Here is a 16,669-nt window from a genome sequence, read left to right as displayed (position 1 = left end):
CCGGCGTCGCGTCGGCCACGTGCCTTGCCACCCATCGACGGGATGAGCAGGAGGTCCGTATGGATACCAGGGATAGCAAGACCCCGGAGGAAGAACGCGCGCACGTGATGGGACAGCGCACTCCGGAGGACTATGACAACCCCGAGCCGGATGAAGAGCAACCCGAAGCGAAGGCCCCCTCCCACGGGCTCCATCGCGTGTTGCCCATCGTCATCGTCGTCCTCGGCCTGGTGGTGGCGGCAATGCTGATCTTCAGCGGCGGCCTCGACTGACCTCCCGCTACCGGGCCGACCGTCCCGGTAGCGCCTGATCCCGAACCGTTGCGCGGCGGGGCTGTGGTTCGCTCCGGCCTTGGGTAAGATAAGCCTTTGCCCGGCCAAGGCTCCGCTTCGCATGTCCGACTCCGCTTCTCCTTCGCGCACGCCGACCCTGACGCGGCACGTCGGTGTCGTGGTGCTGCCCGGCTTCTCGCTGCTCGCCCAGGCCTGCGCCACCGAGCCACTGGCGGTGGCCAACCAGCTCGCCGGCCGGACCCTCTATCGCCTCACCACCTTCGGCCTCGACGCCCGCCCAGTGACCAGCGGCTCCCAGCAGGTACTGCTGCCCCATGGGCAGGCCGGCGAGGCCTTCGCCGGGCTCGACCTGCTGCTGGTCTGTGCCTCGGGGCCACTGGCGTCGGGAGTGCCCGAGTCCCTCTTCGAGTGGTTGAAGCGGTTGGCGGCCAGGGGCGTGATGCTGGGCGGCATCGGTGGCGGGACCGAGGTGCTGGCCCGGGCCGGGGTGCTGGACGGCTACCGGGCCACGCTGCCCTGGCAGCGCTTCGACGCCTTCGCCCGCGCCTATCCCCGGGTGCGGCTCTCCCAGCAGCTGTTCGAGATCGACCGCGACCGTCTGACCTGTGGCGGTGGCACCGCGGCCATGGACATGATGATGACGTTGATCGGCAGCCAGCAGGGTGATCAGCTGGCCGAGCGGGTGTCGGAGCACTTCGTGCTCGAGCGCATCCGCATGGGCGACGAGCCCCAGCAGGTCTCGCTGCGCTCGCGGCTGGGCCATGCCCCCGAGAGCCTGATCGAGGCCGTGTCCTTGATGGAAACCAACATCGAGGAGCCGCTCACCACCCATGAGCTTGCCGAGCATCTGGGCATCTCGCGGCGCCAGCTCGAGCGGTTGTTCAAGAAGTACCTGCAGGCGGTGCCGAGCCGGTATTACCTGGGACTGCGGCTGCAGCAGGCGCGCAAGCTGCTGCGCGAGAGCGACCGCCCCGCCGGGGAGATCGCCCTGCAGACCGGTTTCTCCTCGGCGGCCCACTTCTCCACCGCCTACCGCAACCACTTCGGCATGACGCCGCGGGAAGAGCGTCTGTCCTGAACACGCATCCGCCCCGGGAGGCTGCTTGATTGCCCTGAGGCCCCATCTGTTCCTGCTGCTGGTCGTGGTGATCTTCGCCGGCAACATCCTGGTCGGCAAGGCGCTGGAGACACTGCCTCCCTTCACCATCTCCCTCGGCCGGGTCTTCATCGCCCTGCTGGTCATGCTGCCGCTGGGCTGGTACCAGGCCAGGCGCGGCTGGCCGGTGTTCCGGCGTCACTGGCGACCGCTGCTGGGGTTGGCGCTCTCCGGCGTGGCCTTCTTCAATGCGCTGATCTATGCCGCCCTGAAGTTCACCACGGCGACCAATGTCGCCATCCTCGAGAGCCTGATCCCGGTGGTGACCCTGCTGCTGAGCGTGCTGCTGCTCGGCGAGCGCTTCCGGGTGCTGCAATGGTTCGGCGTGGCGCTGTCGCTGGCCGGGGCCATCGCCGTCATCACCGCCGGCAGCGGGATGGTGGCCATGCCGGGCGGGGTCAACCCCGGCGACCTGATCATGCTGCTCGCGGTGCTCGTCTGGGTGGGGTACTCGCTGCTGGTCAAGGAGCACATGGCGCGCTTCCCGCGCTATGGCGGCCTGCTGGTGATGCTGATCGTCGCCAACCTGGCGCTCGCCCCCATCGCCCTGATGGAAGGGGCCTGGCAGGTGATCCCGCGGCTCACCCGCGAGGAACTGGCCGGGCTGGCCTATCTCGGCATCTTCCCGTCGGTGGTGGCGCTGCTGCTCTACAACAGCGCCCTGGCCGATATCGGGCCGACCCGGGCGTCGATCTACCTCAACCTGCTGCCGGTCTTCACCATGCTCGGTGCCTGGTGGCTGCTCGGGGAGCGCATCCTGCCGGCCCAGGTCATCGGCGGCCTGGTGGTCGTCGTCGGGGTCTGGTGCACCATTTCGCCACGGCCGGAGCGGCATCGGGCGACTTGAACCGGCGGCATCGGGCGACTTGAACCGGCGGCATCGGGCGACTTGAACCGGCGGCATCGGGCGACTTGAACCGGCGGCATCGGGCGACTTGAACCGGCGGCATCGGGCGACCTGGCCCGGCCCGGTCGTTTCCCCCGCGGCTTTTTCACAAGTTGGGGTCCCATTGCTGAAAGCTTCCCACGACGCCGCTCCCTATACTCGAGTCTCATCCAGTGATTCCTGACCGATGGAGTGGAGACCGACATGAGCCAGACCCCGACCCGCGCCGACTTCGACCGTTACATGGTGCCCAACTACGCCCCCCAGAAGGCGATCCCGGTGCGCGGCGAGGGGAGCCGCCTGTGGGACCAGGAGGGGCGCGAATACATCGACTTCGCTGGCGGCATCGCCGTCAACTCTCTCGGCCATTGCCATCCGGTGCTGGTCGAGGCCCTCACCGCGCAGGCGGGCAAGCTCTGGCATCTGTCCAATGTCTACACCAACGAACCCGCGCTGGCCCTGGCCCGTAGCCTGGTCGAGCGCACCTTCGCCGACAAGGTCTACCTCTGCTCGTCCGGCGGTGAGGCCAACGAGGCGGCCCTGAAACTGGCGCGGCGCTGGGCCCACGACCGTCATGGCGAGCACAAGCACCGCATCGTCTCCTTCGCGCAGTCCTTCCACGGTCGCACCCTCTTCACCGTCAGCGTCGGCGGCCAGCCCAAGTACTCCGCCGGCTTCGGCCCGGTGCCCGGCGGCATCGTCCACGGCGAGTACAACGACCTCGACAGTGTTCGCGACCTGATCGACGATGACACCTGCGCGGTGATGGTCGAGCCGCTGCAGGGCGAGGGCGGCATCGTGCCCGCCACGCCGGAGTTTCTCCAGGGGCTGCGCGACCTGTGCGATGCCCACGACGCCCTGTTGATCTTCGATGAGGTGCAGACCGGCGCCGGCCGTACCGGCTCGCTCTACGCCTACCAGCAGTACGGCGTGACGCCGGACATCCTGACCAGCGCCAAGTCACTGGGCGGTGGCATCCCGGTGGGCGCCATGCTGACCACCGATGCCGTCGCCGGGGTCTTCACCCTGGGCACCCACGGCTCCACCTACGGCGGCAACCCGCTTGCCTCGGCGGTGGCGCTCGCGGCGGTCGAATTCATCGATACCCCCGAGGTGCTCGCGGGTGTGAAGCAGCGCCACGACCTCTTCCGCGAGCACCTCGAGACGATCAACCGCAAGCACGGCGTGTTCCGCGAGATCCGCGGCATGGGGCTGTTGATCGGGGCGGAGATGGCGCCCGACCATGAAGGGCGGGCCAAGGACATCCTGCCTCTGGCCCTCGAGGAGGGGCTGATGGCGTTGATCGCCGGACCCAACGTGCTGCGCCTGGCGCCGTCGCTGGTGATTCCCGAGGCCGACATCGCGGAAGGCATGGCGCGCCTCGAACGGGCCGTGGCGCGACTGGTGGCGGCGCAGTGAGCCGCGGCCCCGCCATGGAAGACGATGCATCCCGATCCGGAGGCCCCACCATGCTGGTCGTACGTCCCGTCCACCCGGCCGACCTGCCGGCCCTGGAGCGGCTGGCCGGAACCGCCACCCCGCGGTTGACCAACCTGCCGGCCCACCGCGACCGCCTCGAGGAGCGCATCACTCGCTCTCGCCAGGCCTTCGGCCACGAGGTGGAGTTTCCCGGCGACGAGCACTACACCTTCGTGCTCGAGGACCTGGAGCGCGGCGAGGTGGTGGGCACCGCCACCGTGCGCGCCCAGGCCGGGGCCCGCGAGGCCTACTACACCTATCGCCAGGAGACGTTGATCCACGCCTCGCAGCAGCTCGACGTGCGTCGCGAGGTGCAGACCCTGGCGCTCTCCCACGAGGTCTCCGAGGCGAGCCTACTGTGCGCCCTGTCGCTGGATCCGCGCTACAAGGGGACCAGTGCCGAGAGCCTGCTGCGCCGGGCGCGCCTGATGTTCATCGCCCAGTACCCGGAGCGCTTCGCCGATATCCTGGCGATGGCCTTCCCCGGCTTCCTGGACGACGGTGGCGAATCGCCGTTCTGGAACAGCGTGGGGCGCCACTTCTTCGTGCGCGACTACCAGGAGATCAACTACCTGGCCGGGGTGCGTTCGAAGAGCTTCATCGCCGAGGTGATGCCGCAGTTCCCGCTCTACCTGGCGCTGCTCACCCCCCAGGCCCGGGCCGCCATCGGTCGCGAGCACCCTGACCACGAGGAGGCCCTGGCCGAGATGCTGGCCGAGGGCTTCCTGCGCTCGCGTCACGTGGACATCTTCGATGCCGGCCCGGTGATCAAGGGTGAGCGCGAGCGGCTCGCCAGCTTCCGGCGGGCCGCCTGGCATCCGGTGCGCATCCGCCCGGAGCATGCGCTGCCCGATGCCGAGCCAGCGATGGTCGCCAACCAGCGCCTGGCGGACTTCCGCTGCGTGGTGGCGCGCTATGCGCTGTCGCCCACCGGCCAGCTGATGCTCTCGCCCGAACACGCCGAGCTGCTGGGGGTGGAGGAGGGACGTGCCGTGCTCGCCGCGCCGTTGGCGCTGCCGGGGGCGGGCGAGCACGACCCGGGCTATGACGAGGGGGAGCTGTGATGCGCATTCGACCCATTGCCGAAGGCGACCTGGACGACCTGCAGGCCCTGGCCCGGGAAACCGGCGTGGGCTTCACCTCGCTGCCCGACAACCGCGACTTCCTGGCCGCCAAGATCGCCCTGGCGGTGAGTGCCTTCGAGGAACGCACCCCCAAGGACCAGCGGCTCTACTTCTTCGTGCTCGAGGACGAGGCCCAGGGCCGGCTGGCCGGCTGCTGTGCCATCGAGGGGCAGGTGGGGCGCGAGGTGCCCTTCTATCACTACCGGTTGGGCACCCTGGCCCACTCCTCGGTACAGCTCGACATGCACCGCACCATCGATACGCTGTTCCTGAGTTCCGACCACACCGGCGATGCCGAGGTGGCCTCGCTGTTCCTGCGGCAGGCGTACCGCGGGCCCGAGCATCGACATGAGCGCAACGGCGCCCTGCTGTCGATGATGCGCTGGCTGTTCATGGCCGAGTTCCGGGACCGCTTCCCGGACAAGGTGCTGGCGGAGATGCGCGGCGTCTTCGACGAGCAGGGCAGGAGCCCCTTCTGGCACTGCCTCGGGAGTCACTTCTTCCCGCTCGACTTCGATGAAGCGGATCGCCTGACGGGATTGGGGCAGAAGAGCTTCATCGGCGAGCTGATGCCCAAGTTCCCGATCTACACCCCCTTCCTCTCGGATGAGGCACGGGCCTGCATCGGCCAGGTCCACGAGCAGACTCGCCCGGCACTGGCGATGTTGAAGAAGGAGGGCCTGCGCTGGGAAGGCTATATCGACATCTTCGACGGCGGCCCCACGGTGGAGGCCTACATCGACGACGTACGCGGCGTGCGTCTGTCGCGCCAGTGCCGGGTGGAGATCAAGGCGGGCGCCGAGCCCGCCGCCCCGCGCCCCCGCTGGCTGGCGGCGACCACCGGCATGGCGGATTTCCGGTCCGCCTGGGTGGGGCGCGGGCCCGACGCACATGGCGTGGTGACACTGAGCGAGGAAGAGGCGCGGCGGCTCGAGGTCGTGGCGGGCGATACCCTGCGCCTACTGGACAGCGAGGAGGAGGCGTGATGAAGGCGAGACGGCAATTGCTGATCGGTGGCCACTGGCAGGAAGGCGAGGGCGAGCGTTTCGCCAAGCACGACCCGGTTTCCGATGAGCGCCTGTGGGACGGGAACGCCGCCGGCGAGGTGCAGGTCGGGGCGGCGGTGGACGCGGCGCGGCGGGCCTTCCCGGCCTGGGCCCGCACCCCGTTCGCGCAGCGCCAGGCGCTGGTGGAGCGCTTCCGCGGGGTACTGGAATCGCATCGCGAGGACCTGGCCACGGCCATCGCCCACGAGACCGGCAAGCCGCTGTGGGAGGCGCGCACCGAGGTGGGGGCGATGATCGGCAAGGTAGCGATCTCGATCCGCGCCTATCAGGAGCGTACCGGCGAGCGCCGTCGCGATCTCGGCGAGGCGGCGGCGGTGCTGCGGCATCGCCCCCATGGCGTGATGGCGGTGTTCGGCCCCTACAACTTCCCCGGCCACCTGCCCAACGGCCATATCGTGCCGGCCCTGTTGGCCGGCAACAGCGTGGTGTTCAAGCCCAGCGAGCAGACCCCGCTGACCGCCGACCTCACCCTGCAGTGCTGGCAGGAGGCCGGGCTCCCCGCTGGCGTGATCAACCTGGTGCAGGGGGCCGCCCCGGTGGGCCAGGCGCTCGCCGGCCATCCCGGCATCGACGGCCTGCTGTTCACCGGCAGCGCCAGGGTGGGCGGGATCCTGCATCGGCAGCTTGCCGGCCGGTTCGACAAGATCCTGGCGTTGGAGATGGGCGGCAACAACCCGCTGGTGATCAAGGACGTGCCCGACCAGGACGCCGCGGTGCTGACCATCCTGCAGTCGGCCTACCTGTCCGGTGGCCAGCGCTGCACCTGTGCGCGGCGGCTGATCGTGCCCGAGGGGCAGGTCGGCGATCACCTGCTCGATGCCCTCAGTGACGCCATCTCGCGGCTGCGGGTCGCCGGCCAGTTCGCGGAGCCGGCCCCCTTCTATGGCGGCCTGGTGAGCCCGCAAGCGGCAGACGGCCTGCTCGAGGCCCAGGACGAGCTGGAGACCCTGGGCGGGGTGGTGCTGTCGCGCATGGCGCGCCTCGAGGAGGGCACCAGCCTGCTCACGCCGGCGCTGATCGACGTCACCGGCCTGGCGGTGCCCGACGAGGAGCACTTCGGCCCGCTGCTCAAGGTGATTCGCTACCGCGACTGGGACGAAGCGATCCGGCTGGCCAACGACACCCGCTATGGCCTTTCCGCCGGCCTGATCGGCGGCGAGCGCGCCGACTGGGACGACTTCCTGCTGCGCATCCGGGCCGGCATCGTCAACTGGAACCGCCAGACCACCGGCGCTTCCGGCGACGCCCCCTTCGGTGGGGTGGGCGACAGCGGCAACCATCGCCCGAGTGCCTACTATGCGGCCGACTACTGCGCCTATCCGGTGGCCTCGATGGAGAGTGAAGACCTGCATCTACCCGATCAACTGCCGCCGGGAGTCGTGTTATGAACTACCGTGAGGTCAATTTCGACGGCCTGGTGGGGCCGACCCACAACTACTCGGGTCTGGCGCTGGGCAACGTCGCCTCCATGACCCACGAGGGACTGGTGGCCAACCCGAAGGAGGCCGCCCTGCAGGGCCTGGCCAAGATGAAGTCGCTGCTCGACGCCGGCTACGCCCAGGGCGTGCTGCCGCCCCAGCAGCGCCCGGACCTGGGGGCGCTGCGCTCGCTCGGCTTCGCCGGCAGCGATGCCAAGGTGCTGGCCCGGGCGGCGGGCGAGGCGCCCCAGCTGCTGCGGGCGGTCTGCTCGGCCTCGAGCATGTGGACGGCCAATGCCGCCACCGTCACGCCGAGCGTCGACGCCCCGGATGGGCGGGTGCACTTCACCCCGGCCAACCTGCAGTCGAGCTTCCATCGCTTCCTGGAGCCGGCGACCACTGCCCGGGTGCTGGCGGCGATCTTTCGTGACGAGGCGCGTTTCGCCCATCACCCGGTGCTGCCCGCGACCCCGGCGTTTTCCGACGAGGGGGCGGCCAACCACACCCGGCTCTGCGACGGTCACGGCGAGCCCGGCGTACACCTGTTCGTCTACGGCCGCGAGGCCTTCGGCTGGGGGGCGCAGGAGAGCGTGGCACCGAAGCGGTTCCCGGCCCGCCAGACCCTGGAGGCGAGCCAGGCGGTGGCCCGCCAGCACGGCCTGACCGAGGTCCAGACGGTGTTCGCCCAGCAGCACCCCGACGCCATCGATGCCGGGGTCTTCCACAACGACGTCATCGCGGTGGGCAATGGCCCGGTGCTGCTCTACCACGAGCTGGCCTTCCTCGACGAGCAGGCGGTGCTCGATGAGCTGCGCGCCAAGCTCGCCACGCCCCTGATTCCGGTGCGGGTGCCGGTGGAAGCGGTGAGCATGGACGATGCCGTGGCGTCCTACCTGTTCAATTCGCAGCTGCTCAGCAACCCGGACGGCTCCATGACCCTGGTGGTGCCCGGCGAGTGCCAGGAGCGCGAGGCGGTGTGGCGCACCCTCCAGGATCATCTGCTCGCGGGCCACAACCCCATCGCCGAGGTGGTGGTCAAGGACGTCAAGCAGAGCATGCGCAACGGCGGCGGCCCCGCCTGCCTGCGCCTGCGGGTGGTGCTTAGCGAGGCCGAGCGTGCCGCACTCTCCGGCCGGGTACTGCTCGACGAGGCGCTCTACGGTGAGCTCACCGCCTGGGTCGAGCGCCACTACCGCGACCGCCTGGCACCGGAGGATCTCGCCGATCCGCAGCTCGCCGTGGAGACACTTACCGCTCTGGACGAACTCGCCCGGATCCTGAAGCTGGGCAGCGTCTATCCCTTCCAGCTGGGTTGAGACGACTATCGCGCCAGGCCCCGGTCCGCCCGCTGGCAGGCCGGTGCCTTTCTGTTATCTTGGGCCGACATGCAACGGAGTGACGACGATGACGGCCACCCCGCGGATCGAACGGCTGAGCCCCCACTCGCCCCATATCGCCGCCGTGGCGGCCTGGACCCATGCCGAGTGGGGTCACCTGACGCCTGGCGAGACACCGACCTCGCGGCGGGTGGGACTGCGTGAGGAGTGCGGCCCGGCCGGGGTGCCGTCGGTGTTCGTGGCCCTGGTCGATGACGAGAGGGGGGGAGCGACTCCGGTGGGCACGGCCAGCCTGGTGGCCGACGACATGAGCGTGCGTCGTCGGCTCACCCCCTGGTTGGCGTCGGTGTTCGTGCTGCCCGAAAGGCGAGGGCAGGGCATCGCCTCGTGCCTCGTCCGGCGGGTCGAGGCCGAGGTGGCGGCGAGCGGCCTCGCCTGTTGCTACCTGTTCACCCCGGATCGGCAGGCGCTCTACCGCCGGCTGGGCTGGCGGGATCACGAGGCACTGAACTACCGGGGAGAGGACGTGACCATCATGATCCGCCGCCTGGGGGCGCCGCCGACCTGACGGCTGTCCCATGAGCCCGGACCGCCGTCAGGCGGTCTCGTCGGAGATCGGTGTCAAGGGGTAGCCCGCGGCTTCCCAGTCTCGCTTGCCGCCGACATAGTGGTATACCCGCGTGTAGCCCAGGCGTTCGAGGCGCTCGGCCGATCGGCCGGCGCGCTTGCAGGTCGTGCTGGCACAGTAGACCACGATGGGGATGTGCTTGTCGGGCAGTAGCGCCGGGGCCCGCGCCAGGATGTCATCGGAGACGATATTGATGGCCCCCGGGAGGTGGCCCTTGGCGAAACTCTTCGCCGGCAGGGTATCGATCAGCACGAACTCGCGGCCCTGTACTTGCCAGGCGCGCAGCGTCTCTGTCGCTATCGGAGTCATCGGTGCCATGGCCTATGTCGTGTCGGTGGGCTTGCGCGGCAGGTAGGCGTCCAGTCCCCACAGCAGGATCCCGAACAGCAGGTGTGGCAGCAGGGAGGCCGGAATCAGCCGGGGACCGATACCCAGCCCGGCGATCCCCCAGCCCACCACCGGAAAGAAGATCACCAGGATCACCAGCCACAGCGCCGCGGCAAGCCCCAGGGCCGTCTTGATGTTGCGTTGCGGGAAAAAACGCACGAACACCACGCACCAGAAGGTCACGTAGACGGTGTGGAACAGCAAGCCGACGGGTAGCGGCAGGCTGCGTGCCAGGAGCGTTTCGGCGAAGGCCAGCGAGGGCGGTTGGGGGAAGGGGGAGACCCCCAGCCCCATCAGGGTACCCATCACCAGCGCCGTGAGCAGGGAAACGATCAGCCCGATTCCGATGGCGCGTGGCCAGGAACGGCCGGATGGTTGGACATCATGCATGCTGAACTCCTCGATCCGAATGGGCGTGAGCGAGCCGACGTCACCGTCTTGCCGTGGGGCAGCGCGGGCCACACGCCTCGGGCGTGTCGGCACAGCAGGCGCCCACCAGGCCATCCGCCAGATCGAGCAGGTCGCTGAAAGCCGCGCTATAGATCATGAACTGCCCTTCCCGGCGTGAACTGACCAGGCCGACGTGGGCCAGCTTCTGCAGGTGGAACGTCAGGGCGCTGGGCGCGATGCCCAGGGATTCCCCCAGTTGACCGGCCGGCCGGCCGGCGGGACCGGCCCGTACCAGTGCCCGCACGATCGCCAGGCGCACGGGATGTGCCAGGGCGCCGAGTCGCTTGACCATCAGCTCATCGTTCATGTGTTTCATTGTTACATGAGTTCATTAATTATTGAAATATCGATTATGACTAGGGTCATGACGGGTATCGATGAGGCCGCTATGCCCTTCGCCGGCACGCCGCACGCCGCGATCGGCCAGGGCTTGCCTCGCGTTCGCGGCGTGCGGCATTCGCTCAGCCGCCCGTGGCGGCCCCCCCGACCACGCCGCCGCGCAGGCCGCTCTGGTTGCCGACGGCCCTCAGGTGGCTGGCCACGGCGTCTTCCGGTGAACCGGCCATCTCGCGGAACATGCCCATGGAGCCGAGCAGGGCGCTGGACTCGTAGGGCACGAAGACGCGCTCCCCTTCCCGGGCCATGTTCGGCAGGACCTTGATGTAACTCTGGCCCAGCAGGTAGCCGACCACGGTGCGCTTGTTCTCCTCGCTGTCGCCGATGGAATTGAGCACCAGCTTGATCGATTCCTGCTCGCCCTGGGCGCGCAGGATGGCCGACTCCTTGTCGCCCTGGGCGTTGAGGATCGCCGACTCGCGCTGGCCCTGGGCCTTGGCGATGGCCGCGGCCTTCTCGCCCTCGGCCTCGGTCACGGTGGCGCGGCGCTTGCGTTCGGCGGCCATCTGCAGGCGCATGGCGGTCTCCACTTCCTCGGGCATGGCGATGTCCTGCACCTCGACCCGCGAGATCTTCACGCCCCACTTGGAGGCGGGCTCCTCCATGGCGGCCTGAATCTCGTTGTTGACCTCGGCGCGCGACTCGAACAGCTTGTCGAGCTCCATCTTGCCGACCACCGAACGCAGGGTGGTCTTGGCCAGCACCTCCACCGCCTGGCTCATGTTCTCGACCTCGTAGACGGCCCGCTTGGGATCGATGATCTGGTAGTAGAGGGCGCCGTTGATGGTCACCGTAACGTTGTCGGTGGTCACCACCGGTTGGCCGGGAAAGTCCATCACCGTCTCGCGGCGGTCGATGCGGACCTCGTCGCTGGTGATGGCGTGATAGTCATCGCCCATCTTCCGGTAACGGATCATGGTGATGGCGCGGGGCTGCTCGAGGAAGGGGATGATGATATTGATCCCGCTCTCGAGCAGCCGATTGAACGACCCCAGGCGCTCGATCACCATGACTTCGGATTGGCGCACGATCACCAGCCCCTTGGCGATGATCAGGATACCGATGACGACGACGATCAGGCTGAGAATCAGGCCCGGGCTGATGGGTAGGTCCATGTTCACTGCTCCCTGTGTGGTGTGGATGAGACGCTTGTTGTGGAGGAATCGGGGGCGACGGGCGAGACGAGGGCGGTCGTGCCGTCGAACGCCTTGAAGGTCACCCGAGTGCCTGCCGGCAGCTCGCTGGCGCCGGTTTCCACCACCCGCAGGCGGTAGAAGTCACCATTGATCTTGATGCCGGTGGCCCCGTCGAAGTCGCGCTTGAGGGTCGTGTAGGTGCGATGCTTCTCCACGCCGGTGCCGGTGGTGCCGTAGGCCACGCCACGGGGCGAGAACCGGGGCCGGATCACCATCACCGCCAGCGGCACCAGCAGGCCCGAGAAGATGCCCATGCCCAGCAGCTGCCAGGGCAGCGACAGCTCCAGGGCGGCCAGGCCGGCGGTCAGGGCGGCGGCCACGCCCAGTGCCAGCAGCACCAGGCCGCCGGACATCAGTTCCGCGAGGCCCAGCAGCAGGGCGATGGCCAGCCAGAGATAGGCGAGGTTCCACTCCATGGTGACTCCGGTCGACGTGAAGATGGCGGGTCATGACCCGGTGTCGATAATGGCAGGATTTCGCCGGCCTGCCCATGGCCTGCGGCATGATCGTCTTGGGGGAAGCGCTGGCAGCGTCGGATCAGTCGGTGGTCTCATCACTCGGGCCGGTGGTGGCCCTGTCGGCATGGGTGTCTATCCGTCGTTCCTGCGGCGGGGCATCCTGCCGTGGGCGCTGGGGCAGCATCGGGGGGAACTCGGCGGCCGTCAGGGTCTCGCGCTCGAGCAGCAGGGCGGCGCCGGCCAGCAGGTCGGCGCGGCGGTCGGCGAGGATCTCCGTGGCCCGGGCATAGGCCTCGTCGACCAGCTGGCGCACGGCGAGGTCGATCTCCCTGGCCGTTGCCTCCGAGTACTCCCGCGGCTGGCTCGTGCCATAGATGTCCCCCAGGAAGGCCTGGCGCTCCTCCTCATAGACCACCTGCCCGGCATCGTCGGCCATGCCGAAGCGGGTCGCCATCCGGCGGGCGATCTCGGTGACCTTGGCCAGGTCGTCGGCGGCTCCGGTGGAGACTTCGTCGAAGATCAGGCGTTCTGCGGCACGTCCGCCCATCAGCACGGCCATGCGTTGTTTCAGGTCGCTCGCCGTCTGCAGGAAACGGTCTTCCGTGGGGCGCTGGATGGTATAGCCCAGGGCTCCGACCCCGCGCGGAATGATCGAGACCTTGTGTACCGGGTCCATGCCCGGCAGCGATGCCGCGACCAGGGCGTGGCCCATCTCGTGATGGGCCACCACCTCCCGCTCGTGGGCATTGAGCAGACGGCTCTTCTTCTCCAGGCCGGCGACGATGCGCTCGATGGCGTTGGTGAAGTCGGCCATGGTGACCGACTCGCCATCCCGGCGCGTGGCCAGCAGGGCGGCCTCGTTGACCAGGTTGGCGAGGTCGGCACCGGTGAAGCCCGGCGTCAGCGAGGCCAGGTGGTCGAGGTCGACATCCGCCGCGAGGCGGTGAATCCGCTTGATATGCACCTTGAGGATGGCGAGGCGGCCCTGGCGCTCGGGGCGGTCCACCAGCACCTGGCGGTCGAAGCGGCCCGCCCGCAGCAGCGCCGGGTCGAGGATCTCCGGCCGGTTGGTGGCGGCGAGCAGCACGATGCCCGAGGAGGGGTCGAAGCCGTCGAGTTCCGCCAGCAGCTGGTTCAGGGTCTGCTCCTTCTCGTCGTGACCCCCGCCCGGGATGCCCGCACCGCGGGCTCGTCCCAGCGCGTCCAGCTCGTCGATGAAGATGATGCAGGGCGTGGTCTTGCTGGCCTGCTCGAACAGGTCGCGGACCCGCGCGGCGCCCACCCCGACGAACATCTCGACGAACTCCGAGCCGGAGATCGAGAAGAACGGCACCCCTGCCTCGCCTGCCACGGCGCGGGCGAGCAGCGTCTTGCCGGTGCCCGGCGGCCCCACCAGCAGGATGCCCTTGGGCACATGGGCGCCGAGTCGACCGTAGCGCTCCGGGTCGCGCAGGAAGGCGACCACCTCCTTCAGCTCTTCCTTGGCCTCGTCGACCCCGGCGACATCGTCGAAGGTGACCTTGGTGGAGGTCTCCACGTAGACCCTGGCCTTGGACTTGCCCAGGGTGGTCATCCCGCCGAGCCCCTGACTCCCCGTGAGCCGGCGAATGATGAAGCTCCACAGGACGAAGATCAGCAGCAGCGGCAGGACCCAGGCGAGCAGCGTGGTCAGGAAGGGATTCTCGCGGGTGCCGTCGAAGACGACCCCATGACGCGACAGCTCCTCTGCCAGCGCCGGCTCGATGCGCTGCGTGGAGAAGTCGGTGCGGCCATCGGGCCGGGGCGAGGTGAAGGTGCCGGTGATCCGGTCCGGGCCGACCTCGACCTCGGCGATCTGCCCCGCCTCGAGCAGCCGGGTGAATTCCGAGTAGGGGATCGGCTCGACGGTCTGCACGTTGCGGAAGAGGTTCTGGAGCAGCAGGAAGAAGATGATGGCGGCGAAGATGTAGTAGATGTTGATCTGGTGCTTCTTGTCCATGGGAACCTCGCGCCGATTGGCCCTGCCCGACTGACTGCCGCCGTGCCATGTACCATGCGGGCGCTACCTCCACTCTAGCCCAGTAACGGGCCGGCCGGGCCTGCGCTGGATCAAGGATGGCGGCCTTTCCCGGGCGGGGCTACCGGAAGTCGCTTCGAGTCCTGCTGCTGAGCTGTTCGGGGCTCTCGGGTTATGCTTCGCTGAGGCTACCGCCAAGCGAAGGAGCGCCATCGCCATGACCGTGCTGACCTGGATCGGGATCCTCCTCTGCCTCAGCCAGTCGGCGGTGTTCTCGGGGTTGAACCTCGCCTTCTTCTCGATCAGCAAGCTGGAACTGGAACTCGAGGCGCGCAAGGGCAACCGGCGGGCCCGGCGGGTGCAGCGGCTGCGCCAGGATGCCAACTTTCTGCTGGTGACCATCCTGTGGGGCAATGTGGCGGTGAACGTGCTGCTGGCGTTGCTCTCCGGGTCGGCGCTGGGCGCGGTGGCGGCCTTCCTGTTCTCCACCGTGGTGATCACCCTGTGCGCCGAGATCCTGCCCCAGGCCTTCTGCTCGCGACATGCCATGCGCATGGCGGCGCTGCTGGCGCCGATGATGCATGTCTACCAGTGGCTGCTGTGGCCGGTGGCTCGTCCCACCTCCTGGGTGCTGGACCGCTGGCTGGGGGCCGAGGCGCTACCCTTCCTCAGGGAGCGTGACCTGCACCAGCTGATTCGGCTGCACATGGAGGCTACCGAGACCGAGATCGACCGGGTCGAGGGGCGCGGTGCCATGAACTTCCTGACCCTGGACGACGTGCCACTCGGTCGCGAGGGGGAGCCGCTGGACCCCGGCAGCGTCTTCGTCCTGCCCTTCGCCGGGTCTCGCCCGGTGTTTCCCGACATCGAAAGGACCCGCCACGATGCCTTCCTGCGCCGCCTGCAGGCCTGTGGCAAGAGCCGTGCGGTGGTGGTGGACGAGGCCGGTAAGCCGCGGCTGGTGGTCGACGTGAACGCCTTCCTGCGCGCGGCGCTGTTCGATGCCGACGAGTTTCGCCCGCTGGCCCACTGCCATCATCCCATCGTGGTGCAGGACCCGGCCATCCCGCTGGGGGAGGTGATCGGGCGTTTCCGCGTGCGGCCGTCGCACCGCGGAGACGATGTCCTCGACGAGGACGTGATCCTGCTGTGGGCCGACGAGAAGCGGATCCTCACGGGCTCCGACATACTCGGGCGCTTGCTGCGCGGTATCGTGCGCATCTCGCCTGACGCGTCGTTGGCTCGTGCCGCGCCCTGAAGCCGGGCGCCCGAGGCGTGGTGCCCCGGAACGCCCGGTATCCCGGGTCACTCGGCGGCGGCACGGGCCGCGGCGAGCCACTCGTCGACCATCTCGCGGTTGGCATCGATCCACTCGGCGACCAGCGGACGGATCTGGTCGTCGGTGAGATCCTGTTCGTCCATGGCGCCATCCACCTCGCTGATCCACTCCAGCGGCAACCGCACCTGACGGAACAGCTCGGCGGCGGCCGGGTTGGCCTCGAGGAAGGCGTTGTTGGCGGCGACCTGGATATCGGCGGCCACGAAGCCCATCTCGACGGGATCGCTGACCGCGCCCTCGACACCCTCAGTCCGCTCGGCCTCGTCCTCGACGATGCCCGGGGCGTTGATCCACATCACGTCTTCACCGGGCACCAGCGACAGCAGCCAGGCGCTGGGGCCCCAGGTGTAGTAGAGCGCCGGTTCGCCGTTCTGGATGCGCGACAGGGCCTCGGCGAAGTTGGCGGCGTAGCCGGCATCCACGTGGTTGATATGGTCGCGCAGCTCGAACTTGTCGAGCATGGCGTTGATGCCCTCGTGGCAGCCCCAGCCCGGGGGGCAGCCGAACAGGTCGGCCTTGCCGTTACCGTTGGTGTCGAAGGCGGCCTTCACCTCGTCGCGGGTGAAATCGTCGATTCCGCTGATCTCGTACTCCTCGATCGAGGGGATATCGACCAGGTAGCCCTGGATGCCGCAGGCCGGGCAGTGGGGATCGAACAGGGTGGCGACGTCGTCGAAGTCGTCCGGCAGCTGCGGGTTGTGCAGCGGGAACCAGCCGTTGGGCCAGTAGTGGGCGTCGCCTTCGGTGATCGCCAGGTAGGCGACCGGGTTGGAGAGCGAAATGGGGGTCTGGACATCGTAACCGAGTTCCGTGAGCAGCTCGACGAACACCCAGCTCACGGGCACCGCCGAGGTCCAGGTGGCGATGGCCGGCTGCACCGACACGCCCTCGCCGGGTTGGTCGGCAGCCGTATTCTCGGTGGCGGTGAGGGCCCAGGCCGCGGCGGCGGCCAGTACGGCCCACTTCAGCGGACGCAAAGTACGGGCATGGTATTTCATCGCTTCAGCCTCCCTGGCAGCCTGTCGGACTTGACGCCGCTACCGCGAAATCCGTGTCTCT

17 protein-coding genes are annotated in these 16,669 nt (G+C 68.7%); 10 read left to right on the top strand and 7 right to left on the bottom strand.

Annotated features, from left to right (window positions below; all coding sequences use genetic code 11):
* The first annotated feature begins 59 nt into the window (after nt 1-59).
* The 9 genes from AC5W54_RS16815 (at nt 60) to AC5W54_RS16775 (ending at nt 9,328) form a co-directional block, all read left to right on the top strand.
* Nucleotides 60-272: a hypothetical protein gene (locus AC5W54_RS16815; protein WP_495963250.1), complete on the top strand. Its 213-nt coding sequence runs from the start codon at nt 60-62 to the stop codon at nt 270-272.
* A 121-nt stretch (nt 273-393) separates the two neighbouring features.
* Nucleotides 394-1,371, top strand: coding sequence for a GlxA family transcriptional regulator (locus AC5W54_RS16810; protein ID WP_495963249.1), 978 nt, complete (start codon nt 394-396; stop codon nt 1,369-1,371).
* A 25-nt stretch (nt 1,372-1,396) separates the two neighbouring features.
* A complete protein-coding gene (locus AC5W54_RS16805) occupies nt 1,397-2,296 on the top strand; it encodes a DMT family transporter (protein WP_495963248.1) in 900 nt (299 codons plus the stop codon).
* A 243-nt stretch (nt 2,297-2,539) separates the two neighbouring features.
* Nucleotides 2,540-3,754, top strand: coding sequence for an aspartate aminotransferase family protein (locus AC5W54_RS16800; protein ID WP_495963247.1), 1,215 nt, complete (start codon nt 2,540-2,542; stop codon nt 3,752-3,754).
* Nucleotides 3,755-3,804: 50 nt separating this feature from the next.
* Complete coding sequence (locus tag AC5W54_RS16795; protein ID WP_495963246.1) at nt 3,805-4,878, top strand: arginine N-succinyltransferase; 1,074 nt, start codon at nt 3,805-3,807, stop codon at nt 4,876-4,878.
* Complete coding sequence (gene astA, locus AC5W54_RS16790; protein WP_495963245.1) at nt 4,878-5,924, top strand: arginine N-succinyltransferase; 1,047 nt, start codon at nt 4,878-4,880, stop codon at nt 5,922-5,924. Before AC5W54_RS16795 ends, astA begins: the two co-directional genes overlap by 1 nt.
* Nucleotides 5,924-7,393 carry a succinylglutamate-semialdehyde dehydrogenase gene (gene astD, locus AC5W54_RS16785; protein ID WP_495963244.1) on the top strand — a complete coding sequence of 490 codons (1,470 nt, stop codon included), beginning with the start codon at nt 5,924-5,926 and terminating at the stop codon, nt 7,391-7,393. The genes astA and astD overlap by 1 nt, the downstream gene beginning before the upstream one ends.
* On the top strand, nt 7,390-8,739 hold the full coding sequence (gene astB / locus AC5W54_RS16780) for an N-succinylarginine dihydrolase (RefSeq protein WP_495963243.1): 1,350 nt from the start codon (nt 7,390-7,392) through the stop codon (nt 8,737-8,739). Before astD ends, astB begins: the two co-directional genes overlap by 4 nt.
* A gap of 88 nt (nt 8,740-8,827) precedes the next feature.
* A complete protein-coding gene (locus AC5W54_RS16775; RefSeq protein ID WP_495963242.1) occupies nt 8,828-9,328 on the top strand; it encodes a GNAT family N-acetyltransferase in 501 nt (166 codons plus the stop codon).
* Between the two features lie 27 nt (nt 9,329-9,355).
* On the opposite strand, the gene AC5W54_RS16770 is transcribed toward AC5W54_RS16775, so the two are convergent.
* From AC5W54_RS16770 to ftsH, 6 genes are all read right to left on the bottom strand, one after another.
* On the bottom strand, nt 9,356-9,706 hold the full coding sequence (locus AC5W54_RS16770; protein WP_495963241.1) for a rhodanese-like domain-containing protein: 351 nt from the start codon (nt 9,704-9,706) through the stop codon (nt 9,356-9,358).
* Nucleotides 9,707-9,709: 3 nt separating this feature from the next.
* Nucleotides 9,710-10,165: a hypothetical protein gene (locus AC5W54_RS16765; protein ID WP_495963240.1), complete on the bottom strand. Its 456-nt coding sequence runs from the start codon at nt 10,163-10,165 to the stop codon at nt 9,710-9,712.
* Nucleotides 10,166-10,205: 40 nt separating this feature from the next.
* Nucleotides 10,206-10,532, bottom strand: a complete 327-nt coding sequence (locus AC5W54_RS16760) for an ArsR/SmtB family transcription factor (protein ID WP_495963239.1) — start codon at nt 10,530-10,532, stop codon at nt 10,206-10,208.
* Between the two features lie 154 nt (nt 10,533-10,686).
* Complete coding sequence (locus AC5W54_RS16755; RefSeq protein ID WP_495963238.1) at nt 10,687-11,736, bottom strand: SPFH domain-containing protein; 1,050 nt, start codon at nt 11,734-11,736, stop codon at nt 10,687-10,689.
* A gap of 2 nt (nt 11,737-11,738) precedes the next feature.
* A complete protein-coding gene (locus AC5W54_RS16750; protein ID WP_495963237.1) occupies nt 11,739-12,233 on the bottom strand; it encodes a nodulation efficiency, NfeD-like protein in 495 nt (164 codons plus the stop codon).
* Between the two features lie 121 nt (nt 12,234-12,354).
* Entirely contained in the window at nt 12,355-14,253 is a 1,899-nt protein-coding gene (gene ftsH / locus AC5W54_RS16745; protein ID WP_495963236.1) for an ATP-dependent zinc metalloprotease FtsH, read from the bottom strand.
* A gap of 235 nt (nt 14,254-14,488) precedes the next feature.
* Between ftsH and AC5W54_RS16740 the strand changes: the two genes are divergently transcribed.
* On the top strand, nt 14,489-15,529 hold the full coding sequence (locus tag AC5W54_RS16740; RefSeq protein ID WP_495963235.1) for a DUF21 domain-containing protein: 1,041 nt from the start codon (nt 14,489-14,491) through the stop codon (nt 15,527-15,529).
* Nucleotides 15,530-15,576: 47 nt separating this feature from the next.
* On the opposite strand, the gene proX is transcribed toward AC5W54_RS16740, so the two are convergent.
* Entirely contained in the window at nt 15,577-16,608 is a 1,032-nt protein-coding gene (gene proX, locus AC5W54_RS16735) for a glycine betaine/L-proline ABC transporter substrate-binding protein ProX (protein WP_495963234.1), read from the bottom strand.
* Nucleotides 16,609-16,669: the final 61 nt, after the last annotated feature.

This window comes from Halomonas sp. LMYGS-3 (assembly GCF_059509875.1).
This window is presented reverse-complemented; position numbering and strand designations above follow the sequence as displayed.